Annotated in this window: 24 protein-coding genes, 1 tRNA gene and 3 pseudogenes; 11 read left to right on the forward strand and 17 right to left on the reverse strand. The window is 69.8% G+C overall.

Annotated elements, in window-relative coordinates; genetic code table 11:
- Window positions 1-93: 93 nt before the first annotated feature.
- The 4 genes from ABZZ17_RS25700 to ABZZ17_RS25715 all read right to left on the reverse strand — a co-directional run bounded on the left by ABZZ17_RS25700 (window position 94) and on the right by ABZZ17_RS25715 (window position 3,356).
- Entirely contained in the window at window positions 94-810 is a 717-nt protein-coding gene (locus ABZZ17_RS25700) for an ATP-binding protein (RefSeq protein WP_356878923.1), read from the reverse strand.
- On the reverse strand, window positions 810-1,751 hold the full coding sequence (locus ABZZ17_RS25705; RefSeq protein ID WP_356878925.1) for a hypothetical protein: 942 nt from the start codon (window positions 1,749-1,751) through the stop codon (window positions 810-812). The genes ABZZ17_RS25700 and ABZZ17_RS25705 overlap by 1 nt, the downstream gene beginning before the upstream one ends.
- 2 nt (window positions 1,752-1,753) lie before the next feature.
- The gene (locus ABZZ17_RS25710; RefSeq protein ID WP_356878927.1) at window positions 1,754-2,062 is read right to left on the reverse strand and encodes a hypothetical protein; all 309 of its coding nucleotides are present in this window, start codon (window positions 2,060-2,062) and stop codon (window positions 1,754-1,756) included.
- 511 nt (window positions 2,063-2,573) lie between these two features.
- Window positions 2,574-3,356 (reverse strand): IclR family transcriptional regulator C-terminal domain-containing protein, encoded by a 783-nt coding sequence (locus ABZZ17_RS25715; RefSeq protein ID WP_356878929.1) that lies wholly within the window; start codon window positions 3,354-3,356, stop codon window positions 2,574-2,576.
- Between the two features lie 268 nt (window positions 3,357-3,624).
- On the opposite strand from ABZZ17_RS25715, the gene ABZZ17_RS25720 reads away from it, so the two are divergent.
- Window positions 3,625-4,941, forward strand: a complete 1,317-nt coding sequence (locus ABZZ17_RS25720) for a helix-turn-helix transcriptional regulator (RefSeq protein ID WP_356878931.1) — start codon at window positions 3,625-3,627, stop codon at window positions 4,939-4,941.
- Window positions 4,942-5,011: 70 nt separating this feature from the next.
- Here ABZZ17_RS25720 and ABZZ17_RS25725 read toward each other — a convergent pair whose 3' ends face one another.
- The 3 genes and pseudogenes from ABZZ17_RS25725 to ABZZ17_RS25735 all read right to left on the reverse strand — a co-directional run.
- Window positions 5,012-5,986: a GlxA family transcriptional regulator gene (locus tag ABZZ17_RS25725; RefSeq protein ID WP_356878933.1), complete on the reverse strand. Its 975-nt coding sequence runs from the start codon at window positions 5,984-5,986 to the stop codon at window positions 5,012-5,014.
- Window positions 5,987-6,103: 117 nt separating this feature from the next.
- Window positions 6,104-6,507: pseudogene (locus ABZZ17_RS25730) on the reverse strand (NUDIX hydrolase).
- Window positions 6,504-6,709 (reverse strand): annotated as a pseudogene (locus ABZZ17_RS25735) (flavoprotein); the annotation flags it as partial. The pseudogenes ABZZ17_RS25735 and ABZZ17_RS25730, both read right to left, overlap by 4 nt.
- 525 nt (window positions 6,710-7,234) lie before the next feature.
- On the opposite strand from ABZZ17_RS25735, the gene ABZZ17_RS25740 reads away from it, so the two are divergent.
- The 10 genes and pseudogenes from ABZZ17_RS25740 (at window position 7,235) to ABZZ17_RS25785 (ending at window position 13,327) form a co-directional block, all read left to right on the forward strand.
- Window positions 7,235-8,470: a helix-turn-helix transcriptional regulator gene (locus ABZZ17_RS25740; protein ID WP_356878935.1), complete on the forward strand. Its 1,236-nt coding sequence runs from the start codon at window positions 7,235-7,237 to the stop codon at window positions 8,468-8,470.
- A gap of 58 nt (window positions 8,471-8,528) precedes the next feature.
- On the forward strand, window positions 8,529-8,933 hold the full coding sequence (locus ABZZ17_RS25745) for a hypothetical protein (RefSeq protein WP_356878937.1): 405 nt from the start codon (window positions 8,529-8,531) through the stop codon (window positions 8,931-8,933).
- Entirely contained in the window at window positions 8,930-9,139 is a 210-nt protein-coding gene (locus ABZZ17_RS25750) for a hypothetical protein (protein WP_356878939.1), read from the forward strand. The genes ABZZ17_RS25745 and ABZZ17_RS25750 overlap by 4 nt, the downstream gene beginning before the upstream one ends.
- A 129-nt stretch (window positions 9,140-9,268) precedes the next feature.
- The gene (gene amcB, locus ABZZ17_RS25755) at window positions 9,269-10,342 is read left to right on the forward strand and encodes a cyclophane-forming radical SAM peptide maturase AmcB (protein ID WP_356878941.1); all 1,074 of its coding nucleotides are present in this window, start codon (window positions 9,269-9,271) and stop codon (window positions 10,340-10,342) included.
- Window positions 10,320-10,580: a multiple cyclophane-containing RiPP AmcA gene (amcA, locus tag ABZZ17_RS25760; protein WP_356878943.1), complete on the forward strand. Its 261-nt coding sequence runs from the start codon at window positions 10,320-10,322 to the stop codon at window positions 10,578-10,580. Before amcB ends, amcA begins: the two co-directional genes overlap by 23 nt.
- Before the next feature lie 67 nt (window positions 10,581-10,647).
- Window positions 10,648-11,322, forward strand: a complete 675-nt coding sequence (locus ABZZ17_RS25765; protein ID WP_356878945.1) for a pentapeptide repeat-containing protein — start codon at window positions 10,648-10,650, stop codon at window positions 11,320-11,322.
- Between the two features lie 13 nt (window positions 11,323-11,335).
- The gene (locus tag ABZZ17_RS25770; protein ID WP_356878947.1) at window positions 11,336-12,055 is read left to right on the forward strand and encodes a hypothetical protein; all 720 of its coding nucleotides are present in this window, start codon (window positions 11,336-11,338) and stop codon (window positions 12,053-12,055) included.
- A gap of 277 nt (window positions 12,056-12,332) precedes the next feature.
- Window positions 12,333-12,406, forward strand: a tRNA-Met gene (locus ABZZ17_RS25775).
- 50 nt (window positions 12,407-12,456) lie between these two features.
- Window positions 12,457-12,585: pseudogene (locus ABZZ17_RS25780) on the forward strand (transcriptional regulator); the annotation flags it as partial.
- Between the two features lie 199 nt (window positions 12,586-12,784).
- Window positions 12,785-13,327 (forward strand): phosphate-starvation-inducible PsiE family protein, encoded by a 543-nt coding sequence (locus ABZZ17_RS25785; RefSeq protein WP_356878949.1) that lies wholly within the window; start codon window positions 12,785-12,787, stop codon window positions 13,325-13,327.
- Here ABZZ17_RS25785 and ABZZ17_RS25790 read toward each other — a convergent pair.
- From ABZZ17_RS25790 to dnaK, 10 genes are all read right to left on the reverse strand, one after another.
- Window positions 13,301-15,475 carry an FUSC family protein gene (locus ABZZ17_RS25790; RefSeq protein ID WP_356878951.1) on the reverse strand — a complete coding sequence of 725 codons (2,175 nt, stop codon included), beginning with the start codon at window positions 15,473-15,475 and terminating at the stop codon, window positions 13,301-13,303. The two genes, ABZZ17_RS25785 and ABZZ17_RS25790, sit on opposite strands and share 27 nt — an antisense overlap.
- Before the next feature lie 157 nt (window positions 15,476-15,632).
- The gene (locus ABZZ17_RS25795) at window positions 15,633-16,766 is read right to left on the reverse strand and encodes a hypothetical protein (RefSeq protein WP_356878953.1); all 1,134 of its coding nucleotides are present in this window, start codon (window positions 16,764-16,766) and stop codon (window positions 15,633-15,635) included.
- A gap of 131 nt (window positions 16,767-16,897) precedes the next feature.
- The gene (locus tag ABZZ17_RS25800; RefSeq protein ID WP_356878955.1) at window positions 16,898-18,649 is read right to left on the reverse strand and encodes an FAD-dependent oxidoreductase; all 1,752 of its coding nucleotides are present in this window, start codon (window positions 18,647-18,649) and stop codon (window positions 16,898-16,900) included.
- Window positions 18,649-18,912 carry a UBP-type zinc finger domain-containing protein gene (locus tag ABZZ17_RS25805; protein ID WP_356878957.1) on the reverse strand — a complete coding sequence of 88 codons (264 nt, stop codon included), beginning with the start codon at window positions 18,910-18,912 and terminating at the stop codon, window positions 18,649-18,651. The genes ABZZ17_RS25800 and ABZZ17_RS25805 overlap by 1 nt, the downstream gene beginning before the upstream one ends.
- 68 nt (window positions 18,913-18,980) lie before the next feature.
- On the reverse strand, window positions 18,981-19,439 hold the full coding sequence (trxA, locus tag ABZZ17_RS25810) for a thioredoxin (protein ID WP_356878959.1): 459 nt from the start codon (window positions 19,437-19,439) through the stop codon (window positions 18,981-18,983).
- On the reverse strand, window positions 19,436-22,075 hold the full coding sequence (gene clpB / locus ABZZ17_RS25815; protein ID WP_356878961.1) for an ATP-dependent chaperone ClpB: 2,640 nt from the start codon (window positions 22,073-22,075) through the stop codon (window positions 19,436-19,438). The genes trxA and clpB overlap by 4 nt, the downstream gene beginning before the upstream one ends.
- Window positions 22,066-22,476: a chaperone modulator CbpM gene (locus ABZZ17_RS25820; RefSeq protein WP_356878963.1), complete on the reverse strand. Its 411-nt coding sequence runs from the start codon at window positions 22,474-22,476 to the stop codon at window positions 22,066-22,068. The genes clpB and ABZZ17_RS25820 overlap by 10 nt, the downstream gene beginning before the upstream one ends.
- Window positions 22,476-23,423 (reverse strand): J domain-containing protein, encoded by a 948-nt coding sequence (locus tag ABZZ17_RS25825; RefSeq protein WP_356878965.1) that lies wholly within the window; start codon window positions 23,421-23,423, stop codon window positions 22,476-22,478. Before ABZZ17_RS25825 ends, ABZZ17_RS25820 begins: the two co-directional genes overlap by 1 nt.
- 6 nt (window positions 23,424-23,429) lie before the next feature.
- Window positions 23,430-24,038 carry a nucleotide exchange factor GrpE gene (locus tag ABZZ17_RS25830; RefSeq protein ID WP_356878967.1) on the reverse strand — a complete coding sequence of 203 codons (609 nt, stop codon included), beginning with the start codon at window positions 24,036-24,038 and terminating at the stop codon, window positions 23,430-23,432.
- A gap of 8 nt (window positions 24,039-24,046) precedes the next feature.
- Window positions 24,047-25,948: a molecular chaperone DnaK gene (gene dnaK / locus ABZZ17_RS25835; protein ID WP_356878969.1), complete on the reverse strand. Its 1,902-nt coding sequence runs from the start codon at window positions 25,946-25,948 to the stop codon at window positions 24,047-24,049.
- Window positions 25,949-26,039 lie beyond the last annotated feature (91 nt).

The raw sequence follows: 26,039 nt of genomic DNA on the forward strand, positions 1-26,039 counted from the left end.
CTCCGTATCACCCCGGCCTGCGCTCTGCAGGTGCAGGCCGGGGGTTGGTGCGTACGAGGGGGCGCACTGCGGTGGCTAGCCCCGGTGGGAAGGTCAGGTGGCGGTGGCCGCGTCGAAGCGGCGGCGTTCGGCTGCAAGGGCGCGTCTGCGGTCAGGGCCGTCGAGGATGACCTTGTCGGTCATCTCCGTGAGGCGGGACGCGACCCGGTCACCGATGTGTTCTCTGAGGTCGGCCATGCCGAGGTTGGTCGTGAGCAGCGTCGGGAGCATCTCGTTGTAGCGGCGGTTGATGAGCCGCATCGTGATCTCCTCGGTCCATTCGCTGTTCTTGGCGGCGCCGAGGTCATCGACGATCAGGAGGGGGCAGCGGGCGAGGTCCATGAGTTCCCGCTCGCCGTCGTGGCCGGGTCGGGGGCGCAGGTCCGCGTAGAGGTCGGCGGCTGTCGTCGCCTTCCATCGGAGGCGGACCCCAGCCGACACCAGGCAGCGGACCGCTCCGTACGCCTGGTGTGTCTTGCCGGTGCCGGTGGTGCCGACGATGAGGAGCGACCGGCCTTGTCCGATCCCGGGGGCTCCGCCGGGACCGGGTCGGCCTGCCTGCGCGACGTCCCGTACCCAGGCGCTGATGGCCGGGTGATCGGCGACCGCGTTGCGGTAGCGGGCGGGGATGCGCGCCTCGGCTGCCCTGAGGGCGGCCAGCGGTTCCTCGACCGGCGCGGGGATCGCGTCGGGGTTCTGGCCGCGCGAGATGAGGATGCTGGTGAGCCGGCGGGCGAGGCCGCCGACGCGCTGTGCGTCGTAGTCGCGCATCACAGCTCCTCGGCGTAGGCGGTGGCCGGGTCGGTCGGGTTGGCCCATCCCCGGTGAGCGGGGAGGCCAGGCCGCGATCCCGTTCGGGCCAAACCGGTGGGGGCCGCGTTCATCGCCTCGTGGACCAGGCTGGGCAGTGTGCTCGGGTGAAGCCCCTTGGCACGGTGCCTGGTCAGACCCTCGCGTACGTGGGCCGGGTCGATGCCCTCGGCGAGGAGCTTGGCGGCCTCCCGGCCGAGGCGGCCGAGTACGTCGCGGGGCGGTCGGTGCGTGCAGGCGGAGGCGTACTCGGCGATGAGCTGCTGGGTCGAGGGGGGCTCGGGTGCGGGAGCGCTCGCGCTCCCCGAAGGTAGAGATCCTAGATCCACGTTCCTAGGTCCTAGATCCGGACGGTGAGGCGTCACTGAGGGCTCACTGGGGGCTCCGTGAGTCGTCATGGAGGGTCCAGTGAATGCCCTTTGAGCTGGGGTTTTCTGATTCATTGAGGGCTCATGCATGTGCTTCGAACCCTCCGTGAGTCCTTGCTGAGGGGTCACGGAGGCCTCATGTCTTGCTCCGTGAGGGCTCATGGGCTGTGCGGCCGTAGCACGCTCGCCTTCGTGTTGTGCGCAGGCGGGGTGGCGTATGCCGCTGGGGCGGTTGATCTTCTGGTGGAGGTGCCAGGTGGTGATGTGGAGGTACCGCTTGCCGTCCTCGCCCGCGTAGCGGCAGACGAGGTCCTGGGAGGCGAGCTGGGCCAGGTCGTCCTCGACGCCGACGGGTCCGTGGTCCGGGCGCAGCGACCACAGCAGCCCGGCGAGAACCGCGGGTTGGTCCCGGAAGCGTCCGTGGTCGTCGGCCTGGGTGAGCAGGCCGAAGAAGGTGCGCTCGGCGGTGAGGGAGACCGCGGCCAGGGACTCGGAGGCGAAGGCCTCCGGCTTGATGGTTCTGATGCGGGCCATGGTCAGCTCGCCCCCTTGGCTGCTGTGTGCCGCTCGTTCGCGGGGCGCAGGGCTCCGCTGTCGAGGTCGAGGTCGTACGGCTGGTCCCAGCGGACGTCGGGGTGGGCGCGGATGACCCAGCGTGCGGCGGTGAGGCCGCGGACCCTGGTGAGGGGTATGCCGCGGCCCGTCCGGTCGTAGGCGCGGCAGAAGGGGCTGGGCCAGCTCTGGGTCGGATCGAGCTGGGAGATGCGAAGCACGGCTGCTCCGGGTGCCATGTCCGCGAGGATGCGGGCGAGCCGGTGTGCCCGTGGGCTCCGGTACTCGGGCATGCGAGAATTCCTCACTCGTAGGTGGGGCGGGGCGGCCGTTCTCGTCGAAAAGGCCAGCCGGCCCGCTCCGGTTATGAATCCGCGCCCTTCGGGGTGTCGGCGCGGCGCCCGGGAGCGGCTAACTCCTGGGCGCCGCCTCCCTCGCCTTGGACGGAGCGCGGTGCGGTTCCCCGGGCGATCCCCGAGGGAGCAGCAACATATGCACGATGCCCGCAACACTCCAGCGGACAGAGGGTGTTGTGCGCGATCGACGCCAACTCGACATGTACTCCCGCAGGGCCATCGCGGCATCTACGGTGAAGTCAAGCGCCAGGCACCCCCGAACCCCCGCCGGCAGGGCAGGAGCACGGTTTACCGAGGGCTGACTCTAATGAGACGTGAAGAGCAGGGTCAATGTTCTTCAGTCAATTGAGACCCGGAAATACATCTTGTCCCGGGACGTGAAACGCCTCCACCTCAATGAGCGAGGTGGAGGCGTTCTATGTCCCTCGTCCGGGGACGGTGATGGAATTTACGCAGCGAAAGGTTCGGCGAGTAGCTGGTTTATTCGGCCAGCCGCCTCTCGCGTATAAATGATCTCTTCAGTGGCGTCCGGAGACATGTCTGCGGAGAGCTTCGCCAGCACCACCGCTCCCGTCACCGAGCCCCAGCTGACCGGAGCCGCCACAGCGCACCAGCCCGCGCGCACCTCCTCACGGGAGACGGCCACACCTCGCAACGCGACGTCAGCAGTGGCGCGCAGGAATTCCCGAGGATCCTGGATGTACCCAGGGCCAACAGTCGGCAGCGGAGGGTCTTGTCCGGCAACTACCCGCTGGGCACTGGCGGGCAGCCCAGACAGGATGGCCCTTCCTGCGGCGCCCGCCCGAAGAGAGCACTCCGAGGTCAGGTACTCCGCGCGAGTCACGCCTGCCTCTGCCAAGGCCGTGTCTCGGGTCACCAGCTGCTCAGTCCTGCGTCGGGCGGTGGTGAGCCCGGCGATGGACTCGATGGCACACAGCACACCGCCAGCCTCGCCGAGCAGCCGATACAGGACCTGGCGCTGACGATCCTCGGCGAGCCGGTACGTCGTGGCACGGACGCCGGCACGGACCAGACCGGAGCCGAGCCGATATTTCCCGGCATCGTCCCGCACGAATACGTCGTAGGCGAGTCCGGAATTCAATATCCGGTGCACCGTGCTCTTGTTCAGACCTGCTTCCCTCGCTATGGCACGCGGTCCGTGCGACGGTCCATCCATGAACGCCAGGGTTCTCTGCACGTGAAATACACGGCCGCACACCGTGTCCGTCATATCTACCTCCAAAACCGCCATACGTCGGGCAACGCGCGTGGGCGCAGTCCCGACGGGTATCAACCGGGCGGTACGCCGTCCGCGCAAGCGTCCCAGCCGCGAGAAGGAACTTCCGCTTCAGGAAGTGCGACTTCCGGGACTAAAGCCCCCTCCCCGCAGGCTCCCTGCAGGCCTCACGTGCAACTTCCCAGGGCTTGCAATCACTGGGCCCGCACATGAAGGGATCACGTCGAGCACTCGCGCAATCACGACGAGCGAAGGGAATGCGATGCCTATCCCAGCAGGAAGTCGGGACCAAAGTCCTGATCCACGACCTGCCCTCGATGAGCTGATTGGACTCGCAGGTCTTCTGCGCGCGTGGCGGGCGGCGGCCGGCACGAAGCTGCGCCGCAGCAAACCCTTGTCCCAGGCCGAAGTAGCAGCTCGGGCCGGGATGACCGAGCGCTGGTACGGGGAGCTGGAACGCGGGGCGTCGCCCCGCCTGAGGCGGGCGAAGATCGATCAGCTCGCGGAGGCCCTGCTTCTGGACGAGGACCAGCGCGAGACGCTGTACCTGTACACCGACGGCGCCTCCCCGCCGCGGGCGGTCACCCCGCCAGGCCAGACGCCCGGCCTCCACCCGCTCCAACTACTCCTCGACCACCAGATGCCCCGCCCCGCCTACCTGAGCGATGTCGCGTGGAACATCGTCGGCTTCAACCGGGCCATGGCGCAGTGGTTCCCCTGGGTCCTGGAGCCACGCGCCAACCTGATGCGTTGGGCACTGCTGCACCCGGACGCCCGTGAGCAGTACGTCGACTGGGAGGACCACGCGCGCATCTATCTGGCCATGCTGCGGATGGCCCTGGTCAGACACGACCGGCTCCCGGAGCTCGCCGCGCTCCTGAACGAGCTCTTGGCCAATGGCGACTGTCGCCGCATCTGGGAAAACAAGCCCGAGCTGGTCAGCAACCGGGACGGACATGTGTTCCGCCTCCACATCCCGCGCTTCGACCACCAGGACATCGAGGTCGTGTCGCAGGTCCTCTATCCCGCCGCGTTCCAGGACCTCCGCTTCGTCGCCATCACCTGGCTGGGAAGCCGCGAGGACCCCGGAGCAGACGCAGTTCACGGCGGCCCGGCAACCCAACAGCAGCGCAGGACTCGAGTCGCGCCCATGGCGCCTTCTCCAGGCTCGGCACCCCGGCCCTACTGGGCGCTCGACTCCTACGAAGCTGCGCGGGCGCTGGCCGGCGATTCCCCCCTGGATCTGCCGGCCCTCAGCAGCATGGTGGGGCCCGGCACCCGGCTCACCGCCGACTACACGGGACAACAGATCATCTGGGCGAGCAGCGAGGCCGGCGGCACCATCGCCTTCGAGGACCTCTCGACGCAGGAGGCCCTCGCACGCATCCCTGCTTCGGCGCTGACCGCCGACGCCCGACGCGAGTACCAGGACCTGCTCCGCTGCACGCTGGCACCCGACCCCCGGACCGCCATGCGCCAGATCGACGATCTGCTCGCTCCGCACAGCGCGGCTCTGGACCTCCTGCGCGACCTGCGAAACCAGGTCAGCTGTACCAGCATCGCCCACTCGGCCGCATGATCCAGTGAGTTGATCGCCTCTCCGAGACCGCAAGGGACAGAAGCCGTCGAGGACGGCCGGGCCAGCTCCCTCAGCTGTGCCGACTTCGATACTGGCTCGGCGAGAGTCCGAGGACACGCTGGAATGCGCGGCGCATCGCTTCGGTGGTGGAGTAGCCGCTGGAAGAAGCGACGTGCACGACATCGTCGTGCGTATCCTCCAGCAGGCGTCGCGCAGTCTCCAGGCGGGTGTGGGCCACATAGCGCCCCGGGGTGATTCCCGTTTCACTGGAGAATGAGCGGGTGAACTGGCGAGGCGACAGGTTCGCTCGGTGGGCCAGCGCCTCGACGGACAGGTCCTCGTCGGGGTGATCGGCAATCCACTGCTGGATCTCGCGCAGCACCGGACGCTCTGCGATCTGCGCTCGCATCTGGGCACTGAACTGCGACTGCCCACCGGACCGGCGCAGAAAAACAACCATGTAGCGAGCCACCGTCATCGCCGCGTCGCGCCCAATGTCCGCCTCGACGAAGGCAAGAGCCAAGTCGATCGCCGCCATCGCTCCTGCGGCCGTGTAGACGGTGCCGTCCTGGACGAAGATCGGGGTCGGGTCCACCGACACGTTGGGGTACCGGTTCGCCAGTTCCTCGGCGCGGCTCCAGTGCGTTGTCACCCGCTTGCCGGCGAGCACACCGGCCTCGGCCAGGAGGAAGGCTCCCGTGCACACCGAGACCACACGCTGGGCCTTCGGCGCGTTATCGCGCAGCCATCGGACGACGTCGGGATTGCAGTCGGTCGGTCCGGTCAGGTACCTCGTACCTCCCGGGACGATCAAGATGTCGGGTGCGGCAGCCTCGGCCAGGTCTCCGTCCGCCCCCAGCGTCACGCCGGAAGGCGCGTCCACGGGGCCGCCTCCTGGCGAGGCCGTGGCGATGCGGTAGGCCGTCTGACCTGGCGCGGTGGGGGCAAGGTAGGCATTCGCGCCGGCCAGCACACCCAGCGGGCCGGTTACGTCCAGCGCCTCGACTCCGTCGAAAAGGGTGACCAGCACGGTATGCGGCCTCATACATCAACCATGCCCAGACCCTCACGCGACCGCAATGTCGGGAAACCCTCCCTTTGTGACATCCATCAGCAGCAAGGCTGGACCCGTCGCGTCCAGCTATCGAGCCGCAGGACGGATTCACGGCAGCTCGGTGTCCAGGTACCTCTGCACAGGCGCGTAGATCCCTTGGGAGACGTAACGGAGGAGCTCACCCTGCGGCACCCAGGTCACTCCAGCGACGTCTGGCGGGGCAGCCACATGCGCACCTCCTCGAGCACCACGCAGGCCGTGTAGGAGATCAGTCTGCCGGTAGCCGGATGGACACCTTCCCCGAGCAATTCGTGGGCGGTGACGCTCACTCCCGTCTCCTCACCCGTTCCACGTACAACCGCCTTCTCCCGAGACTCGCCGGGCTCAAGCTTCCCTGCAGTGAACTGCCACGAGAGCTCGTCTTCAGCCACCCGACGTCGCCTCAAGAGCACACGGCGGTTCCATACGACGATGGCTGCCGCCACCCCCGACCGATCCGCGGCGCGGTTCACGACAGGCCGCGCCGAGACGGATCGGCAGCTCCGACGTGGGAGACGAGGGGAGTGAGCAGATCAAGGTCTTCCTCCCAGCGAAAGCAATCCGCTCTCCCGCCGACCTTAGGCCGGTGCGGCGCATACCCACCGATCAGAACGCCATCTCCCGGAGTTCAGCGAGGCCTCGCCAGTAGGCAGGGTGGGTGGCCAGCGCGAGGTTGTCGGCGAAGCCCGCACCACCTGTTGGCCGTGTGGCAGGGCAGCAGTGTTTGCCCTCGGCGCCCAAGGCCCGGACCAGGCTGGGCCGGCAGAGGACCTTTCCCAGCAGCCAACCTGGGGGGGTCCTCCCTCCCGAGGCTTCCTGATCGCAGTGACCGACCGACCCGCCTACCGGCCTCAGCCACCGCCCTCTGGCCCCTTCCAGCTGCTAGGCATCGAGGAGTGGTGTTCCACCGGCCTGTCCGTACCCAGCACGGCCCCAGAGCAGGAAGGTGCAGACACCCACCCCAAGCAAAGCGGCTGGAATCAGCACCGCGAGCAGCCATTCAGGCATGGCGTCCCTCAGACATCTTCCCCGCACCCCGTCCAACCAGCGTGGAAGCCCCCACTGACATCACCTCAGGGCGCGCCGCCGACTCGTCGCGAGGGGTTTCTGCATCTTGAGATCCCTTGGCCAAGGCCCACCTTATGGAGCAAGCCAGCGGTACCGTCGCGTCAGAAGCATTCGCAGATCGGGGTGGTGGGTGTGAGCGGGTACATCGAGGAGCAAGAGCGGATCGGACAGCGGGTCCGGCGGCAGCGGCTCTCGGTCGGGATGACTCAGGCCGACCTTGCCGCCACGCTGGGGCGGACTCAAGGGTGGGTGTCCAAGCTGGAGAAGGGGCGGATCGAGCTGGACCGGGCCGGTCTGATCAACGCCGTGGCCGCCGCGCTCCACTGCCATCCGAACACTTTGATCGAGCGCCCGTACTCGGGCGGCGGCGCCGAAACCAAGTGGCAGGTATCCGCGGCCTCCATCATCCGGGAACTGCGTCGCTACGACCTGGCTCCCGTCTTTGACGGCACCCCTCGGCCGTCCGAGGTTCTGTGGCACGACATGAAGCGCCTGTTCCGCCTGCGCGACGCTGCGGCAAACGCCGCCGTACTGAAGGAGCTGCCGGACATGCTGCGCGAGGCCCGAGCCCTCGCTGAGGCGTCCACCGGCCACGAACGTGAAGAGGCATTCGCGATCTATGCGGTGGCCTGCAAGTTCGCCCACACTGCGGCCCATGCCCTCGGACATCCCGAGCTGGTCGCCATGGCCTGTGAACGGGCCACCTGGTCCGCGCAGCTCTCAGGTGACCCGCTGATGCCGGCGATGGCGCTGTGGATGCGCATGTGGGACACGTGGGCGTCGGCCGACTGGGACGACGCCCTCGCTCTCGGGGACAAGGCCCTCGCCGGCATCGAAGCCGAGTACGAGGCCGGTGACCCTCTGGCCCTGCGCATGTGGGGAGCCCTGCACCTGCGCGCCGCGATCTCGTCCGCGCGCAGCGGAAACGCCGCCGGGTCCGATGAGCGGCTCGCGCTGGCCCGTACGGCCGGCGAGCGGGTCAACTCGTACGTCGGGCCCGAGATCCACGACCGGCACTCGGTCACGTTCAGTCTGGGCAACGTCGTCATCCACGGCGTCAGCGCCGCCTTGGAGATGAGTGACCAGACGAAAGCGCTCCGGCTCAACCGCGAGGCGGATCCCGCGCACGTCGCGGTTCTGCCGAACTCCCGGCTCGGCCACCACCACATGGACCTTGCCCGCGCGTGGCTGTGGGACGGCAACCGCGACCAGGCCCTGACCGAACTGGAGACCGCCGAACGCATCGCTCCCCAGCTGGTCCGCAATCACCCTGTCGCACGCGCGACTCTGCGGAAGATCATCTACGCCGAGCGTGCTGCCACGCGCCAGCGGCTGCGCGGCATGACCGGACGATTTTCGCTGGACTGACCTGGGGACATTCCACGGATTCATATTGCTCCGTAGCGGAGCGCATACGTTCCGCTACATGACCTCGACTCGTCGCACTGACCATGACCGCGTACGACAGCAGGCGGACGACCCTGATCCCCGCTGGCCGCTACGCGGCGACCTTGCGTACGACACCGCAACCTCCCGCACGGGTGTGGTCATAGACGTCCCCGGGGACACCGGCACCACGGTTTACCGCCTGTGTCCCGAGGGCGGGGGCGAGGACGGCTGGAACGCCTCGCTCGACACCCTCGTGCCCACGGAGAACGCGCCCGTTCCGCTCCCCCGCAGGGCCCCCGGCGGCTCGCCGCAGCACGGGCCCGAATACGCCCCGTGGGACGACCCGTTCGGCAATCCGGACCCCAGTCCCTCCCTGAGGGTCCGCGCCGAACGCGGCATGCAGCGATTCAGGAAATCGGCCGGCACGGACGGTGCGGCATGAGCAGCCGGCCCGCCTGGCTCTACGAGGGCGCCCGCGTGCTGGACCCCGCCGAAGACCGCGAGGGGATCGTCCAGTTCATCGGCGACTGGGAAGACCCCAAGACCCGGCGCTTCATCCCCGAAGCCGTCTTCCTGCGCCCCGAGGGCGGCGGCATCGAATGGGTCGTCGCCGACCACCAGGCCCTGCGCCAGACCGACCCCCGCTGACCCCACCGACTCTCCGCCCGGTGCCTCCAACAGCACCACCGCCTGGGCGGGACACACCGCCCGGACCCGATCGAGAGGAGCACGATGCAGAGTGCATTACGGCTCGCGGCCAGGCCCCGGTCTGTGATCATGCAGCCGACCACGAAGTGCCTGCCCATGGACTGCACGTACTGCTACCTGCCGTTCCGCAAGATGAACCACCTGATGCCGGTGACGGTCGCAGAGTCCGTGGCCGCGTCCGTCAATCCGTGGGCAGCCAACGATCCGGCGTTCGAGGTCGTGTGGCACGGCGGGGAGCCGCTCGCCACCGGCCGCGAGCACCTGGCCGCGCTCATGTCCCCCTTCAAGGGCGTGAAGCACAGCGTCCAGACGAACGCGGCTCTGGTGGATGACGCCTGGTGCGCGTTCCTGCTGGAGCGCGAGGTGCACGTCGGCGTCAGCGTCGACGGCCCCGAGGACATGAACACCCACCGCGTCACCCTCGCCGGCCACCCCGGATTCCGCGTCACCATACGAGGCATCGAGCGCCTGCGCCGCCACGGCATCCCGTTCTCCGCCATCGCGGTCGTCTCCGACCCGGCCCCCGAGGATGCAGCCCGCTTCTACGACTTCTTCGCCGAGCTGGGCGTCACCACCCTCGGCGTCAACGTCGAAGAGGAAGAGGGGGTGAACCGCGGGGCCAAGGATTCCGACCCCGTGCGCGCGACCGAGTTCTGGGCCGCCCTCGCGGATGCCTGGCGGGCCAATCCGGTGATCCGGCTGCGGGAGATCCAGCGCGTGCTCAACTTCGCCGGTGCCGTTCTCGGCAGCCACGACACCGCCCCCACGCCCACGTCTGCACCTTGGGATCCGATGCCCACCGTCGCCCACGACGGCGGGGTGGTCATGCTCTCCCCCGAGCTGGCGGGGTTCACCGACGCCCGGTTCGGCGACTTCACCACCGGCAACGTGCTCAAAGACGGCCTGGACGTCCTCGTGGCCGAGGCCGAGGAACGCACCTCCTGGATCACTGAGTTCTGGCAGGGCGTCGACGCGTGCCGCGCCACCTGCCCCGCCTTCGCCTTCTGTGGGGGCGCCCACGCCGCGAACCGGTATTTCGAGCACGCCGGCCGGTTCGACGGGACCAGGACCCGGTACTGCACCACCGCCAAGATCGCCCTACTCGAAGGAGTCACGCGACATGTCCGTGCACACGCCCGCTGACGCCGCCACGCTCGTGATGGACTCAGCCAATGGATTTGAGTCCCTCCTGGAGGCCGCCGGCGCCGCCGCCGTCGCCCGCTGGGAGAACGCCTGGACCAACGCCACTTGGAGCAACCAGCTCACCTCGGAAGCCAAGCACGCCAAGCCCCTCGCCACGTTCGACAACCGCCCGACCTGGGACAACCCCACGGCCACCTTCGACAACCGGCCCACCTGGGACAACTGGAAGAACAAGTAGCACCCCGCCGACAGCGGGCGGTCCCGCCGCCGCGCGGGGCCGCCCCGCCCCAACGACAAGGAGCACCATGGCCATCCGAACCTTCGGGCACACCACGATCACCCTGCCTGAGCTGGACGAGCCCGGCCTCTACCTGAGCAACGTCGACAGCCTCGACAGCTCCCGCGGCACCGTCCAGGACTTCGCGTACGGGGACGTCGATCTCCGATCGCTCGACCTCGCGGAGACCCAGCTGGTCACCGGCCGAATCGCGGGCATCCGCGCGAAGCGGGCCGAGCTCGAGCAGGTCAACCTCCACGGTGTGGAGATCGGCGACAGCGAGCTCGGTTCGGCACACTGGACCGGCAGCAAGCTGACCCGCGTCCACTTCCGGGACTGCAAGCTGATGGGCATCTCCCTGGACGGTTTGGTCCTCGACGACGTGCTGTTCGAAGGTTGCAAGCTCGACTTCGCCACCTTCGAGAAGGTCCGCGTCACCGGCCCCGTGGCCTTCATCGGCTGCGTCCTCACAGAGGCCACGTTCACCGACTGTGACCTGTCCGACGTCGTGTTCACCGATTGCACGCTCCGGCTCACCGAATTCGGCACGGGGCGCTACCGCAACACCGACCTTCGGGAGAACGACCTGTCGGCCATCCGCGGTGTCGCGAACCTCGCCAAGGTCCGCATCGACCCCGGGCAGCAGTCCGACCTTGCCGAGGCCTTGGTGCACGAACTCGACATCATCATCGGGGACGACTGACCGGGAGGACCTCGTGCCCCTGCACATCGCCTACGGCGCCCCGTCCGCCCTCCGCGCCCGCTGCGAGGTCGCCACCGTCCGGACCACCCGCCCCGACGAGGCCGCATACGAGCCCGGCGCGATCATCCCCGCCGGGCAGTGGCGCCCCATGAGGGAAGCGGACGTCAAGGCGGTCACGGCCCCTCGTCGCCCCCTGGACAGCGCCCTCGTGGAGATCGTCCGGCCCACGTTTCGGGAAGGACTCCCGCTCGAAGACCTCACCGGCCCACTGGGCGACCCGGACGCGGTGTACCTCGGTCAAGCCCTCGCCAAGCCCGACATGACCACGACCACCGACAACTACGAGGACGGCCGACTGATCGGGCTGCACCTCGACAACTGGGACAAGCTCGCGTACGCCGACAGGCACACCGGACGCCGCAGGCTCTGCCTCAACCTCGGCCCCGGAGTGCGATACATCATTCTCGGTGCCATCGACGCCCAAGCGGTCTGCCGAGCCGTCCACCCCGACTACCACGCCGACCGCTACCCGCACACCCAGGACTACCGCGACTACGTCGCCAGCGGCCGCCTCATCCGCATCATCCGAATACGCCTCGCCCCGGGCGAAGGCTATGTGGCTCCCACCGAGTACCTGCTCCACGACGGCTCCACCGAGGCCCAGGACCGGCCCTCAGCCGCCGCATTCTGGCTCGGACACTGGCCCCGCGGCATCCTGCCCTCCCTCATCTGACCTCTCGCGCCGATGCCTTCCGTGGGACTCAGACTGATAGCAAGGCCACCCGGTAGGCCCTCGGCACCAGGCGAACCGCATAGCTTCGCAGTCGTCAGGACATCCTCGGAAACAGCAGTGCGGGTCGCCGCTCCCCGGCAGCTGCGGCCCGCACTCCCCCATGGCCGGAGGCGGCAGAGAACGAATGCCCCTGCAAGCTGCGAGCGCTTGCGACAGCAGGTCGGCCAGGAAATCCGGAGAAGCCCAGGCCAAAGGTGCCGTATGGTGGAGGCATCGACGCGGGGTGGAGCAGCTCGGTAGCTCGCTGGGCTCATAACCCAGAGGTCGCAGGTTCAAATCCTGTCCCCGCTACTGCTCAGAAGGGCCCAGATCTCCGATAGAGATCTGGGCCCTTCTGCTGTAGTGACGTGCTGGCGTGGAACCGCCTGGGTCACACGCTGTTCGCCGGGCACCTGGGCCGTGGCGCCCCGGACCTGCCGGCGCAGCGCCCCAACATGGCCAGACTGGTGTTCCTCGACAATCACACCCGCGGGACGACGTCTGTGGCCTGCAGGGCCGCCGCGAGGAACGAGGCCGACCCCGGCCCTGCCTTCTCCGGCCGCGGGGCAGAACTCGGTCGCTGATGTCGTGCCTCGTCCCACCCCCGCAGGCTGGCACCCGGGAGGAATCCCTCGTCCACCCGTTTGGCAGCACAGCGAGCCGCGCCCGCTGGCCTGGGGCGCCCCTAGGATGCCGACTGTGAGACCCAAACTCCCGAAGACCGAGGGCGGGGGCCGGGTACAGGGCCTCCTGCAGCTCCTCGAGGACGGCATCCACCTCATTGTCGCGGCGCTCCTCGTACTGCTCGCGGGGATCCTGACCGTCGGGGTCGTCCACGACGTCGTCAGGTCGATCCAGGGGCCGTACGAGGAGGAGGCGGTCGTTCTGTCCGCCCTGGACAACAGCCTTGTGCTGTTCATCGTGGCCGAGCTGCTCCACACCGTCCGCCTGACCATCAGGAACCAGACCCTCGACGCGGAGCCGTTCCTCGTCGTCGGCCTGGTTGCCGGCATCCGCAAGGTGCTCATCGTGACGGCCGAGGCGGAGAAGTCCTTCCGGTGGAACGTCGAGGGTGTCGAACTGCTCGTCCTGGCAGGTCTGATCCTCGTGATGGCGACAGCGGGGTACGTGTGGCGTCGCTCGACGCGGCCGGGAGACTACTTCCCGCTCCAGGAGGCGCGGCGCGCTCCTCCGTCGCCGGAGCCGTCACCCACCCCGGTGGGCGGATCCTGATCCGTCACCCTCCGCCGCCGCGGCGGCCCGTACCCGTTGCTCTTCGCGAGCGGAGCCGACGTCCCGTTCCAGGGGTGTACGGCTCACGGCCGTCGCGAGGGCCTCCAAGGCCCGCTTCTGCATTGCCGCCCCGCGCCGCACCACCGGGCTCCCGTCCCCGGCGGCGGCGCCCTCCCACGCGTGGAGCGCCTCCTCCACGCGCGCCCAGTCCGGATTCCTGTGCTCGCGCACATCGACCGCCGCCTGCGCAGTGTCCGCCTCCAGAGCCTCGGCGAGCCGCTCCGCCTCGGGGACGGGACGGCTGTCGGCCCGCGGGACGTGGCTCTCCATGAGCATCGCCGCCCGGTCGAAGCCCTTGATCGCCTCCTGCGCCTCCTCCGCCTCGCGTGACGTCAGGCCCCTGGGGCGGACCGGTTCCTGCCTTGCCCGGTCGTACGCCTCCTGCCAGGCGGCGCGTGCCTCCCTGCTCGCCAGCAGTGCCCTGCGCAGGTCGGCGTGCTGTTCCCGGGTCGGTTCGGCGTAGCTGCGGAGCACAGCGGCCGCGTAACGGCCCTCGGCGGCGAGCCAGTCAGCAAGCCGGCCCGGCAGTCGGGGTGTCTCCCATGCGGGGAACACCACGTACGCCAGCATCGCGAGGGCCCCGCCGAGCAGGGTGAGCACCACCCGCTCCGGGACCGTCTGCTCCCACGCCTGGCCGCCCATGCCGAGCAGGAAGACGACGTATGCGGCAGTGAAGCACTGGGAGTAGGCGTAGCCGGTACGGTTCAGCATGAACGACAGGCCCGCCGAGACCACCGCCAGCAGGCCGAACACCTGGGCGTCCGGGCCCAGGGCCCGCACCATCCCGGTGGCGAGCGCGACCCCCGCCAGGGTCCCGGCGAGACGGGCCACCGCCCGCGCGTACGTCTGGTGGAAGTCCGGCCGCATCACCATCACCGAAGTGATGGGCACCCAATAGCCGTGGCCCACCGGAAGCCGGGCGGCGATCAGGTAGCCGAGCGTGGCCACCGCCGCCAGGCGGACGGCGTGCCGGAACACGGGCGAGTCCCGGCGGAGCTCACGTCGGACCGCCCGGACCACGACCGGGACCAGCCGGAACATGGTCGGGCGCACCAGGACCTGGGCGTCCTCGGGGACGGGCGGCGCGGGCGTCCTCCCGGGCGTGCCGCACCGGGCGATCTCCAAGGCCTCGCCAAGCAGTTCCACGAGCCGCTCGGCGGCCTGCCGCGCGGGGCCCTCCAGCACCTCGTGCTCCTCGTCGATGCACAGGGCGTCCGTGCTTCCGGGCGACACCTCGGCGGGAGTGCCGCGGCGGATCGAACGGGCGGCCGCATCCAGGACCTCGGCGGCGGCGTCGAGCAACTCCCTTGCCCGGTCCCGCCCGGGCCCCTCCGGCGGGGCGCCGACGCCCGGGTCGGCGAGTGCGGCGACGACGGGCCGAATGCGCTCGGCGAGTCCCCTGGGGCCGTGCAGGACGGAGGGGCGGGTGCGGGCCTGCGACGGCGTCACGGCGGCCGCGTCCCGGGCCGTCATCAACGGTTCCGGGTCGAACGGGGCGGTCGGGTCGTGCCGCAGCCGGCGGGCGTAGTCCGCCACGGCGGCCAAGGCGTCGGCGAGCGCGTCACGATGCGCCCCCCAACGGCGGATCGGGAACAGCAGGATCAGCAGGGCCTGCGCCACGCCCCCGAGCGCGATGATCCCGGCGTGCTCCAGGGCCCGCCCGATGCTCGTGGGCAGGGTGACGGTCACCAGCATGCTGCCGACCGTCGTCGCCGCGACGATCCCGGCGGTCGATCCGACGGCCCACGCCATCCCTGCGGCAAAGGCCCATACGGCCAGCAGTGGGAGGAACGTCGCGAGTCGCCCCGCGGCCAGATACCCGAGGAAGGTGCCGAGTGCCAGACCTACGCCCGCGCCGAGCGCGATGACTTTGCGGGGACGCCAGGTGCGCTGGAACGTGGCTGCGCCCGCGGAGTAGGCGCCGAGGGCGGCGGACGCGGCGTACGCCGGGGAGGCCAGCCACAGCGCCGGCCCGATGACGAGTGCCACCCCCACAGCTGTGCGCAGCGCGAGCAGGGGCTCAAGTCGCGCCTCCTCGATCGTGAGCCCGGATCGCACGACTTCCCGGAGGGCCCGCAGCCACGTCACGGGCAAGAGCCTAGCCCGGCCCCGCTACCGGGTCGTGCCGGCCACGCCGCCGAGAACGTTGAGCATGAGGCGGGGTCCTCGTGGCCCTCGGGGGCCGCCGATCGACCGGCGATGTCGTCGGGCCCTGACGATCACCAACCAGCGACGCATCTCAGACTCAGGTCATCAGCTGGTCACCGTGGTCGCCTTGGAACATGTGGCGACGTTGCTCTTCGCGCGTGGAGTAGGCGGCTGCGCGGATCGCCTCGTCGCTCTCCAAGCCCGATCCCAGCGCGCCGGCCACCGTGGCGACCGAAGCGACGAACCAGGACAGCGTCAAGTACTCCGTGGCGTGCAGCGGGGTTCCTGTCATGGAAGCGAACACTCTGTCGTTGAGGATGAACAGCGCCCACACCAAGTTGATGACCATCAGACCCGCGTAGCAGACGAGCGCCCCGATACCGACGGTGAGGACCGTCGAGGTGTTGTAGAGCCGCGCCCTCTGCCTCGCCTCCGGCGATCCCTCCGTCGATCGGTGCCACAGCTCCCCGTCCACGATCAGCCAGCCGATCATGAGCCCGACGGACCCGACCATGGCGATCACGAGGCGTGGCGCGCTCAGGGCACCGGAGAGGCTCCAGGTGGTGGAGTCCAGGGTGGCGATGGCTCCCGTGGCGAGTGCGGCCGCCAGGGCTTTCGACAGGCCCGACACCAAGCGCCAAGGCCGGTTCGCGCGGACCATACCGACGAGCACCCGCAGGTAGCCGCGCGGCCCGCTGACGATGTACCGGAGATCGGCAGCCTCCTCGTCACCGACCTGGCCCCGGTGGACAGGCGCGAGACGACCGGCGAAAGGGCCCGGAAGCGGCTGACTGCGCGGAAGCCCCTCAGCCCCGGTGGACTGCGGACCGGCCAAGCCGAGCACGGCTTCTTCCACTGCCCGCCGGGCCCTCGTCTGCAGCCGCAAGCCCCCCAGGGAAGGAAGGGACAGCAGCGCCAAGCCGTGTTCGTGACTCAGATCCACAAGAATCCTGCGCCCGTGTGAGTGCAGCGGAAGGTCGGTGAGGGCCACCACGATGTCCCAGTTCTCCGCACTTGCGCGCTCCATGATCCGGCGCATCAAGGTGTGCGGGTCCTCGGTCCCCGAGGTGAAGGGCTCACTGACCACCTTGACGTCGAACCGACGCCCCTGGCCCGCCTTTTCAGCGAGCCGGTCAGGAAGCATCCGGGCGATGCGCCGCGCGACGTCCGTGGGCGCGTCCGGATCGGCCAGGAGAGCTACGACCGTGACGCCCTGCGACGACTCCCGCACGACCGGACCATCCTCCTCGGCTGTCCTCCGCGATTGCAAGGGTTCACAGGATGCCCCGGGGTGGAGGCGAAGCCGTGGTGACACGCTGTCCTTACGGGTGGGGCCATGTGTCGGGTCCGTCAGGGGCCGGGTCAGCGCGAGGACACGGGCCCGCCCGCTTCCGGCCGGCGTCCCTCGGGGCCGACTGTGACCAGGTTTCCCTTCCGTTCCCGGTGCTCGTGCACGAGGCGGATCGCCATGGCGCCTTCACCGGTCGCCGAGGCCACCCGTTTCACCGAGCCGCTCCTGACGTCGCCGGCGGCGAAGACCCCGGGCAGGGTGGTCTCCAGCAGCATCGGATCGCGGCCCAGTGAGGCCCACCGGTTCGTATCGGCCACCGCCCCGGCGTCGGTGCCGGTGAGGACGAAGCCCCTCTCGTCCAGGGCCAGCACGCCCTTGAGCCATTCCGTGTGCGGCCGGGCCCCGATGAACACGAACAGCGCTGCGGCCCGCAGCTCACGGCGCTCCTTGCTTGCGTTGTCCTCCACCGTCAGCGACTCCAGCTGCTCCTCCCCGGCGACGCCCCGTACTTCGGTGTGGAGCAGCACCTCGATCTTGGGGTGCTGCTCCACCTGGTCCACCAGGTAGCGCGACATGTCCGCGCCCAGGTTGCTGCCCCGGACGAGGAGGTGGACCCCGGACGCGTGGTGGGCGAGAAACAGCGCCGCCTGCCCGGCAGAGTTCCCGCCGCCGACCACGGCGACCGGGTCCGCCCGGCAGAGGGCGGCCTCGTGGACCGTCGCCGCGTAGTAGACGCTGATGCCTTCCAGGCGGTCGATGCCGGGCACTTCGAGCCTGCGGTACCGCACGCCCGAGGCGAGCACCACGGCGCCGGCCGCGGCTTGGGACCCGTCCGCGAAGGTGACGACGTACTCGTCGTCCTGCGGGGTGAGCGCGCTGACCTCCGCGGGCACCATGAGGCGGGCGCCGAACTTGTGGGCCTGGAGCACCGCACGCTCGATGAGTTCGCCCCCGGAGATGCCCGACGGGAAGCCGAGGTAGTTCTCGATGCGGGACGAGGTCGCGGCCTGGCCTCCGGTGGCCACGGCGTCGACGGTGACCGTGGTGAGACCGTCGGAGGCTCCGTACACGGCGGCGGCAAGTCCTGCGGGACCCGCACCGACCACCATGACGTCGCACCGTTCGTTCCCGGGCGAGGGGGCGGGCAGACCGATGAGCCGGGCGAGTTCGGCGTTGCTCGGATTGCGCAGGAGCCGCTCACCCTGCCAGAGGACCACCGGGGTCTCCTCGGGACGGATGGCGAACCGGCGCAGCAGCGCCTCGGCCTCCTTGTCCCTCTCCAGATCCACCCAGCGGTGGGGCAGCCGGTTGCGGGCGGCGAACTCGCGCAGCCGCAGCGTGTCCCGCGAGTAGCACGAACCCAGGATCCGGAAGCCGGCACCGAGGCCGATGAGCAGGTACCTGCGGCCCAGGTAGGCGCGGAGGATCAGGTCGCCGAGGACGGGGTCGCTGCCGACCAGGGCGCGTTGCCGCTCCACAGGTACGGCCAGGATCTCGCCGGCCTCGCGCACCACGGCGGTGTTGAACGCTGCCTGGCCTTCCAGCAGCCCGAGTTCGCCAAGGAACCTACCGGGTCCGTGGACCGCCACCGTCCGCTCGTCGGGGCCGCCCTGGTCGTGGAGGATTTCGACGGTCCCGCTGAGGATGACGAGGAACTCCCGGAACGGCTCGCCCTCGCGGTACAGCACCTCGCCCTCGGCGGTCCTACGGCGCTCACCGTGCGCGGTCAGGTCCTCCATCTGCTCCGGCGTGAGGCGGGGGAACGCACCATACCGGTCAGGTGTCTCGCGGACCGCACCATTCTCGTGCTCGGCCGTGCTCATCAGACCAGGGCCTCGTGAACATAGCACCAGCGCCAGTCCTCTCCCGGCTCGAAGGACTGTACGACGGGGTGACCGACGCTCCCCGCGTGCCATCTGGCGTGCTTGAGGGGGGAGGAGTCGCAGCAGCCCACGTGCCCACAGGTGAGGCAGAGGCGCAGGTGCACCCACGGCGAATGCACCCTGAGGCACTCCTCGCAGCCCTCCGGGGTACGCGGCGTCACCGGGCGAACCATCGCCAGGTGCGGGTCGACAATCGTGGCCATGAGAGTTTTCCTTCCGCAAAAAGGGCCTGATCGGCCACGGGCGACGGTCTTCCTCAGCACCGTCGTCCTCACCCTCCCGCAGTGGTCTGCCGGCCCGCCATCGCCTGCTCGACCCACGAGCGCAGGACGTGCGCGGGCGCCGCGCCGGCCTGCCGGGCGAGCGTCTCGCCCTGGTCCAGGACGAGCAGGGTCGGCACCGCCTGCACCTCGAACCGTCGACTGAGCCTTGGGTTCTGGTCGATGTCGACCTTGACGAGCTTGATCTGTCCGGCGAGGTCCCGGGCGACCTGTTCGAGGGCTGGGCTGACCATGCGGCAGGGGCCGCACCAGGTGGCCCAGAGGTCCACGACGACGGGCACCGTGGCGTTGTCGGCGACCTCGGCGAAGTCGTCGTCGCCCGCGTCGACGACCCAGGGCAAGGGCTGCTTGCAGTGGCCGCATCGGGGCCGTCCCTCGGCGGCCACGGGAATCCGGTTGCCGCGCCCGCAGTTCGGGCAGTTCACCGTCGTCGTCCGGGTGGTGTTCACGCCGCCCTCGCTTCCCGGTCGTCCTCCTGCTGGTCGTAGGTGACCACCAGCTCTCCGTGCTCCGCGTCGACGCGCACCGTAGCTCCGTCCTGGACGTCGCCGCGCAGCAGGGCGCGCCCGACCAGCGTCTCGACCTCGTGGGAGATGTAACGCCGCAGCGGCCGGGCCCCGTACACCGGATCGTAGCCCTGGTGGGCAATCACCTCCCGTGCGGCGTCGGACAGTTCGACGGTGATGCGGCGCTCGGCGAGCCTCCGCCTCAGCTCGTCGAACTGCAGCTCCACGATCCGCTCGATCTGCCGCTCACCGAGCGGCTTGAACAGCACGATGTCGTCGACGCGGTTGAGGAACTCCGGGCGGAAGTGCCCGCGCAGCTCGCCCATCACCAGGGCGCGGGCGTCGGGCTTGATCTCGCCCTCGGCGGTGGCGCCGTCGAGGAGGTGCTCGGAGCCGATGTTGGACGTCATGATGATCACGGTGTTGCGGAAATCGACGGTGCGGCCCTGGGAGTCGGTGATACGACCGTCATCGAGCATCTGCAGCAGCGTGTTGAACACATCGGTGTGCGCCTTCTCGATCTCGTCGAACAGGACGACCGAGTACGGCTTGCGGCGTACGGCCTCGGTGAGCTGGCCGCCCTCCTCGTAGCCGACGTATCCGGGCGGTGCGCCCATCAGCCGGCTGACGGTGTGCCGCTCCTGGTACTCGCTCATGTCGAGGCGGACCATGTTGTCCTCGGAGTCGAACAGGGTCCGGGCGAGGGTCTTGGCCAGCTCGGTCTTCCCGACGCCGGTGGGGCCGAGGAAGATGAACGAGCCGATGGGGCGGCGAGGGTCGCGGATGCCGGAGCGGGCGCGGATGATGGCGTCGGTGACGAGCTTGACGGCCTCGTCCTGGCCGATGACGCGCTCGCGCAGGATCTCGTCGAGGCGCAGCAGTTTCTCGCGTTCGCCTTCCTGGAGGCGGGCGACGGGGACGCCGGTCCAGGCGGCGACGATCTCGGCGATCTCCTCCTCGGTGACGACCTCGCGCAGCAGCCGGTTCTGGCCTTGTTTGGCGGCCAGTTGCTCCTCCTCCGCGGCGAGTCGGCGCTCCAGGTCCTGGACGCGGCCGTAGCGCAGTTCGGCGGCGCGGTTGAGGTCGTAGGCGCGTTCGGCCTCCTCTGCCTCGTGGCGGACCTGTTCCAGTTCCTGACGCAGTTCCTGCACGCGGCGGATCGCCTGCCGTTCGGCCTCCCACTGGGCGTGTTTGGCGTCGGCCTCCCCGCGCAGGTCGCCCAGTTCCCTGCGCAGCTCTTCCAGGCGCGTTTTACTGGCGGGGTCGGTCTCCTTGGACAGGGCGGCGTCCTCGATCTCCAGCCGGGTGACGCGGCGGGTGATCTCGTCGAGTTCGGCGGGCATGGAGTCGATCTCGGTACGCAGCCTGGCGCACGCCTCGTCGACGAGGTCGATGGCCTTGTCGGGCAGGAACCGGTCGGTGATGTAACGGTGGCTGAGGGTGGCCGCGGAGACCATCGCGGTGTCCTGAATCTTGACGCCGTGGAAGACCTCGAGGCGTTCGCGCAGTCCGCGCAGGATGGAGATGGTGTCCTCCACGCTGGGCTCCTCGACCAGGACCTGCTGGAAGCGGCGTTCGAGGGCGGCGTCCTTCTCGATGTGCTTGCGGTACTCGTCGAGGGTGGTGGCGCCGATCATGTGGAGTTCGCCGCGGGCCAGCATCGGCTTGAGCATGTTGCCCGCGTCCATGGCTCCTTCGGCGGCTCCCGCGCCGACGACGGTGTGGAGTTCGTCGACGAAGAGCAGGATGCGCCCCTCGGCGGCCTTCACCTCGGACAGTACGGCCTTCAGGCGTTCCTCGAACTCGCCGCGGTACTTGGCACCGGCGACCAGGGAACCCATGTCCAGGGCGAACACCGTCCGGTCGCGCAGGCCCTCGGGGACATCGCCGCGGACGATGCGCTGGGCCAGGCCCTCGATGATGGCGGTCTTGCCCACGCCGGGATCGCCGATGAGGACGGGGTTGTTCTTGGTCTTGCGGCTGAGGATCTGGGTGACGCGGCGGATCTCCGCATCACGGCCGATGACCGGGTCCAGCCGCCCGGACCGAGCCTCGAGGACCAGGTCGCGGCCGTACTTCTCCAGAGCCTCGTAGGCCACTTCGGGGTTCGCGGAGGTGACGCGCTGGTTGCCGCGGACCTGAGTGAGCGCGCTCAGGAACGAGTCCCGGGTGATGCCGGCCTGTTTGAGCAGTCGCCCGGCGGCGGTCGAAGAGCTCTCCTCGGCGAGCGCGAGCAGGAGGTGTTCCACGGACACGTACTCGTCCTTGAGGCGTTTGGCCTCCCGCTCGGCGGCGTCGAGCAGGTGGGCGAGGCGCTGGGTGACGAAGACCTGGCCGGGTGCCGCGCCGGGGCCGGTGACCTTCGGGCGACGGGAGAGTTCCTCGCGCACGGCCTCGCGCAGTCCCTTCGGCTCCTTGCCCGCCTGCTCCAGCAACCGCGGGATCAGACCGTCCTCCTGATCGAGAAGTGCGAACAGCAGGTGTTCCCCGTCGACCTCGGTGTGCCCCATGCGGCCGGCCGCGGTCTGGGCCTCCTGAAGGGCGTCCTGGGACTTCTGGGTGAGACGGTTCATGTCCATGGGGGTGTTTCACTCCTCGTGCCGCGGCCGCGCAGGGCGGCTTCGAGCAGGCTGATGCGGTCGAGCAGATCGAGCACCAGGCCGATGGATGCGTAGTTGAGGCAGAGTCCGGTGCGCAGCCGCTGGATGCGGGCGAGGACCGCCGGTGCCGTGGGGTCGAACACCAGGTGTCCCGCGGCGTCGCGTCCGGCGTCGATCAGGCCGAGGGCGACGAACCGCCGGATCAGATCGGGGTGGAGGCCCGAGCGACGGGACACGGCGTCGAGGGAGAGCCTGGGGGCGGGCACGAGCGCGTACCGTACGGCCGTCGAGGCGGTGGGACCGGCTCCCGTTCGTACCGGACTGTTGCCCGCTCCGGCCCGGCCGGGGCCTGCCGCTGCTCCCGCGGGTGGTTCGTTCATCACGTCCTCCTGGGGTCGTACGAGGAGGCGGCGGCGAGCTCCTCGAACAGTTCGCGCTCCCGGTCGCCGAGGGTGGGTGGCACCACGATGCGGAGTTCGGCGTACAGGTCGCCGTTCGCGCCGCGCGGGTTCGGCATGCCCTCGCCGCGCAGCCTCAGCCGCCGACCGCTGGACGAGCCCGCAGGCACCGTGACCTTGGCCGTGCCGCCGCCGGGGGTGGGCACCGGCACGGTCGCACCCAGGGCCGCCTCCCAGGGCGCCACAGGGACCTGGACGTGCACGTCGCGGCCGTCCAGCCGGAACCTGGGATGGGGCTGGATCCGCACGCGCAGGTACAGGTCGCCCGCGGCGGCGTCACCACTGCCCCGGCCGCCCTCGCCCGCCAGCCGGATGCGCTGCCCGTCGGTGACGCCCGGCGGCACGTCGACCTCGTACCGCCGCGGCTGCCCGGTGGGACCGGCGAGCGTGACAGTGCGGCGGCCGCCTCGGTACGCCTCCTCGACGGTGAGCGCCAGTTCGGCCTCCTGGTCCGCTCCGGGGACGCTCCCCCGGGCGGCGCCCGCTCCGAACATGGAGCCGAACAGGTCCTCGATATCGATGCCCTCCGCTCCGAAGTCGTCGCCGAAACCGGCGTACCGGACCCGAGGACCGCCGCCGCCTGCGGTCGTGCGACCGCGGAAGCCGCCGCCCGCTCCCGCCGCGACCCGCTCGTCGAAGTCCTCCGGGATCTTGCGGAAATCCTCGCCGAAGCGGTCGTAGCGGGCCCGGGCCTTGGGATCGGACAGGACGCTGTATGCCTCGTTGAGGTCCTTGAAACGCTCTTCCGCCCCAGGGTCCTTGTTGACGTCGGGGTGGTGCCTGCGGGCGAGTTTGCGATATGCCTGCTGGATCTCGTCCTGGCTCGCGGACCGCGACACGCCGAGCACCTCGTAGTAGTCCCGCGCCATGACCGATCACTCCCGCTTCGCGACGGTCACGGCGGCGGGCCTGAGCTGCCGCTCGCCGTCCCCGTAGCCGGGGCGCAGTACCTCGACGACCGTGCCCGGTGGGGCGTCGGGGTCCTGGACGACGCCGACCACCTCGTGCCGGGCCGGGTCGAAGGGGACCCCGGTCTCCGCGTGCCGCGGGTAGCCGAGCAGTTCGAGAACGTTCACCGCCTGGTCGCGTACGGCCCGGACGCCCTCCACGATCGCGCCCGGATCGGCGCCAGCGTGGGACAGGGCGAGTTCCAGGTTGTCGAGGACGGGCAGGAAGGCGGCCGCCGTACGGGACCGCTCCACCGCCCGTTCGCGCTCCAGTTCCCTGGCGTGGCGCTTGCGAAGGTTGTCGAGATCGGCAAGTGCGCGCCGCCAACGGTCCTCCAGCTCCCGGATCGCGGTCGTGTACTCGTCCTCGGCGGACGCGGGGCCGGCGGCATCGGGTCCCGGTTCGCCGTACGCCGCTCCGGGCCGGGGCGGGCCCGGCTGGGGCAGATCTCCGCGAGGAGGGCGTCCGGCGCCTTCCGGGACCGGTTCGACCGGATCCGGCGCGGCCCGGTCGGGTTCCTGGGGGTAGATGGGCATGACGCGCCTCAGCCCTTGTCGAACTCGGCATCGATGACATCATCGTCACCGCCACCGCCACTCGTGGAACCGCCGGTGGCGGCATCCTGGCCGGGACCTCCGCCCGTGGCGGCGGCGCCCTGATGGGCCGCCAGCCCGGCGAGCACCTGCTGGAGTTCGGAGGCCAGGGGCCGCACGCGCTCCACGCCCGCCTCTTCCTTGACCGCCGCCCGGGCGTCGGACACGAGCATCTCGCCGCGTGCCTTCTCGTGCGCCGGGGCTGCGTCGCCCAGTTCGGCGAGACGCTTCTCGACCTGGTACGCGATGGCGTCGAGTTCGTTGCGGGCGTCGACGGCCTCGCGGAGTGCCTTGTCCTGGCCCTGGTTGGATTCGGCCTCCTGGACCATGCGTTCGACCTCTCCGCGGTCCAGGTTGGAACTCTCGCTGATGGTGATGCCCTGTTCCTTGCCGGTGTCCCGGTCACGGGCCTTGACCTCGAGGATGCCGTTGGCGTCGATGTCGAAGGTGACCTCGATCTGTGCTTCGCCCCGCGGCGCCGGCCGGATGTCGGTGAGCTGGAACCGGCCCAGCACCCGGTTGTCGGCGGCCAGCTCGCGCTCGCCCTGGAGGACCACCACGTCGACGGCCGGCTGGTTGTCCTCGGCGGTGGAGAAGGTCTCGCTGCGGCGCACCGGGATGGTGGTGTTCCGCTCGATGATCTTCGTCATCACTCCGCCGCGTGTCTCCACACCCAGCGACAGGGGGGTCACGTCGAGCAGCAGGACGTCCTTGACCTCTCCCTTGAGCACCCCTGCCTGGATCGCGGCCCCCAGGGCCACGACCTCATCGGGGTTGACGCTCATGTTGGGTTCCTTGCCGCCGGTCAGCCGGCGGACCAGGGTCTGGACAGCGGGGATGCGGGTGGATCCGCCGACGAGGATGACCTCGTCGATGTCGCTCTCGCCGACCTTGGCGTCGGCGATGGCCTGCTGGACCGGGCCGAGGCAGCGCTCCACCAGGTCGCCGGTGATCTGCTCGAACGTGGACCGCATGATCGTGTCGGTGAGGTGCTTGGGCCCGGCGGCGTCGGCGGTGATGAACGGCAGGCTGACCTGCGTCTGCGTCACCGAACTCAGCTCGGTCTTGGCCTTCTCCGCCGCCTCGAACAAGCGTTGCAGCGCCTGTGCGTCCTGGCGCAGGTCGATGCCGTTCTCCTTCTGGAAGTCGTCCGCGAGGTGATCCACCAGACGCCGGTCGAAGTCGTCGCCGCCCAGGTGGCTGTCGCCCGCGGTGGAGCGCACCTCCACCACGCCGTCGCCGACGTCGAGGATGCTCACGTCGAAGGTGCCGCCGCCCAGGTCGAAGACGAGGACGGTCTCGTGCTCCTTCTTGTCCACGCCGTACGCGAGGGCGGCCGCCGTCGGCTCGTTGATGATCCGCAGCACTTCCAGTCCCGCGATCCGTCCGGCGTCCTTGGTGGCGGTGCGCTGCGCGTCGTTGAAGTAGGCGGGCACCGTGATGACCGCCTCCGTAACCCGCTCCCCCAGCTGCTTGGAGGCGTCGTCCGTGAGTTTGCGCAGCACCTGTGCGCTGATCTCCTCGGGCGCGTACAGCTTGTCGCGCACCTTGAAGCGAGCCGCCCCGCCGTCGCCCTCGACGACGTCGTACGCCACCGCCCTGGCCTCGTCGGAGATCTCGTCGAAGTGCCGGCCGATGAACCGCTTGGCCGAGTAGATGGTGCCCTTGGGGTTGAGGATCGCCTGGCGCCGGGCCAGCTGGCCCACCAGGCGTTCCCCGGTGTCGGTGAAGCCCACCACGGACGGTGTCGTGCGGTTGCCCTCGCTGTTGGGCACGACGGACGGCTCTCCGCCCTCCCACACGGCAATCACCGAGTTGGTGGTGCCCAGGTCGATGCCCACTGCCTTGGCCATGAGGAACTCCTCCCGGTACGGCGCCTGCGCCGACTGTCCGGATCACGTTCGTTCAGGTACGGGCGCAGGTACGGGCGGGACCTCTGCCAGT

The sequence above is a fragment of the Streptomyces sp. NPDC006512 genome, from assembly GCF_040611935.1.
Taxonomy (GTDB): Bacteria; Actinomycetota; Actinomycetes; order Streptomycetales; family Streptomycetaceae; genus Streptomyces.

Bases quoted from the DNA above. Each gene is read 5' to 3' on its own strand.
- amcB (WP_356878941.1), top strand. From the start codon at position 9,269: ATGCAGCCGACCACGAAGTGCCTGCCCATGGACTGCACGTACTGCTAC.
- amcA (WP_356878943.1), top strand. From the start codon at position 10,320: ATGTCCGTGCACACGCCCGCTGACGCCGCCACGCTCGTGATGGACTCA.
- ABZZ17_RS25830 (WP_356878967.1), bottom strand. From the start codon at position 24,038: ATGCCCATCTACCCCCAGGAACCCGACCGGGCCGCGCCGGATCCGGTC.
- ABZZ17_RS25825 (WP_356878965.1), bottom strand. From the start codon at position 23,423: ATGGCGCGGGACTACTACGAGGTGCTCGGCGTGTCGCGGTCCGCGAGC.
- clpB (WP_356878961.1), bottom strand. From the start codon at position 22,075: ATGGACATGAACCGTCTCACCCAGAAGTCCCAGGACGCCCTTCAGGAG.
- ABZZ17_RS25700 (WP_356878923.1), bottom strand. From the start codon at position 810: ATGCGCGACTACGACGCACAGCGCGTCGGCGGCCTCGCCCGCCGGCTC.
- ABZZ17_RS25715 (WP_356878929.1), bottom strand. From the start codon at position 3,356: ATGACGGACACGGTGTGCGGCCGTGTATTTCACGTGCAGAGAACCCTG.
- ABZZ17_RS25705 (WP_356878925.1), bottom strand. From the start codon at position 1,751: ATGGCCCGCATCAGAACCATCAAGCCGGAGGCCTTCGCCTCCGAGTCC.
- ABZZ17_RS25750 (WP_356878939.1), top strand. From the start codon at position 8,930: ATGAGCAGCCGGCCCGCCTGGCTCTACGAGGGCGCCCGCGTGCTGGAC.
- ABZZ17_RS25805 (WP_356878957.1), bottom strand. From the start codon at position 18,912: ATGGCCACGATTGTCGACCCGCACCTGGCGATGGTTCGCCCGGTGACG.
- dnaK (WP_356878969.1), bottom strand. From the start codon at position 25,948: ATGGCCAAGGCAGTGGGCATCGACCTGGGCACCACCAACTCGGTGATT.
- ABZZ17_RS25785 (WP_356878949.1), top strand. From the start codon at position 12,785: ATGCCGACTGTGAGACCCAAACTCCCGAAGACCGAGGGCGGGGGCCGG.
- ABZZ17_RS25800 (WP_356878955.1), bottom strand. From the start codon at position 18,649: ATGAGCACGGCCGAGCACGAGAATGGTGCGGTCCGCGAGACACCTGAC.
- ABZZ17_RS25725 (WP_356878933.1), bottom strand. From the start codon at position 5,986: ATGAGGCCGCATACCGTGCTGGTCACCCTTTTCGACGGAGTCGAGGCG.
- ABZZ17_RS25710 (WP_356878927.1), bottom strand. From the start codon at position 2,062: ATGCCCGAGTACCGGAGCCCACGGGCACACCGGCTCGCCCGCATCCTC.
- ABZZ17_RS25720 (WP_356878931.1), top strand. From the start codon at position 3,625: ATGCCTATCCCAGCAGGAAGTCGGGACCAAAGTCCTGATCCACGACCT.
- ABZZ17_RS25765 (WP_356878945.1), top strand. From the start codon at position 10,648: ATGGCCATCCGAACCTTCGGGCACACCACGATCACCCTGCCTGAGCTG.
- ABZZ17_RS25745 (WP_356878937.1), top strand. From the start codon at position 8,529: ATGACCTCGACTCGTCGCACTGACCATGACCGCGTACGACAGCAGGCG.
- ABZZ17_RS25820 (WP_356878963.1), bottom strand. From the start codon at position 22,476: ATGAACGAACCACCCGCGGGAGCAGCGGCAGGCCCCGGCCGGGCCGGA.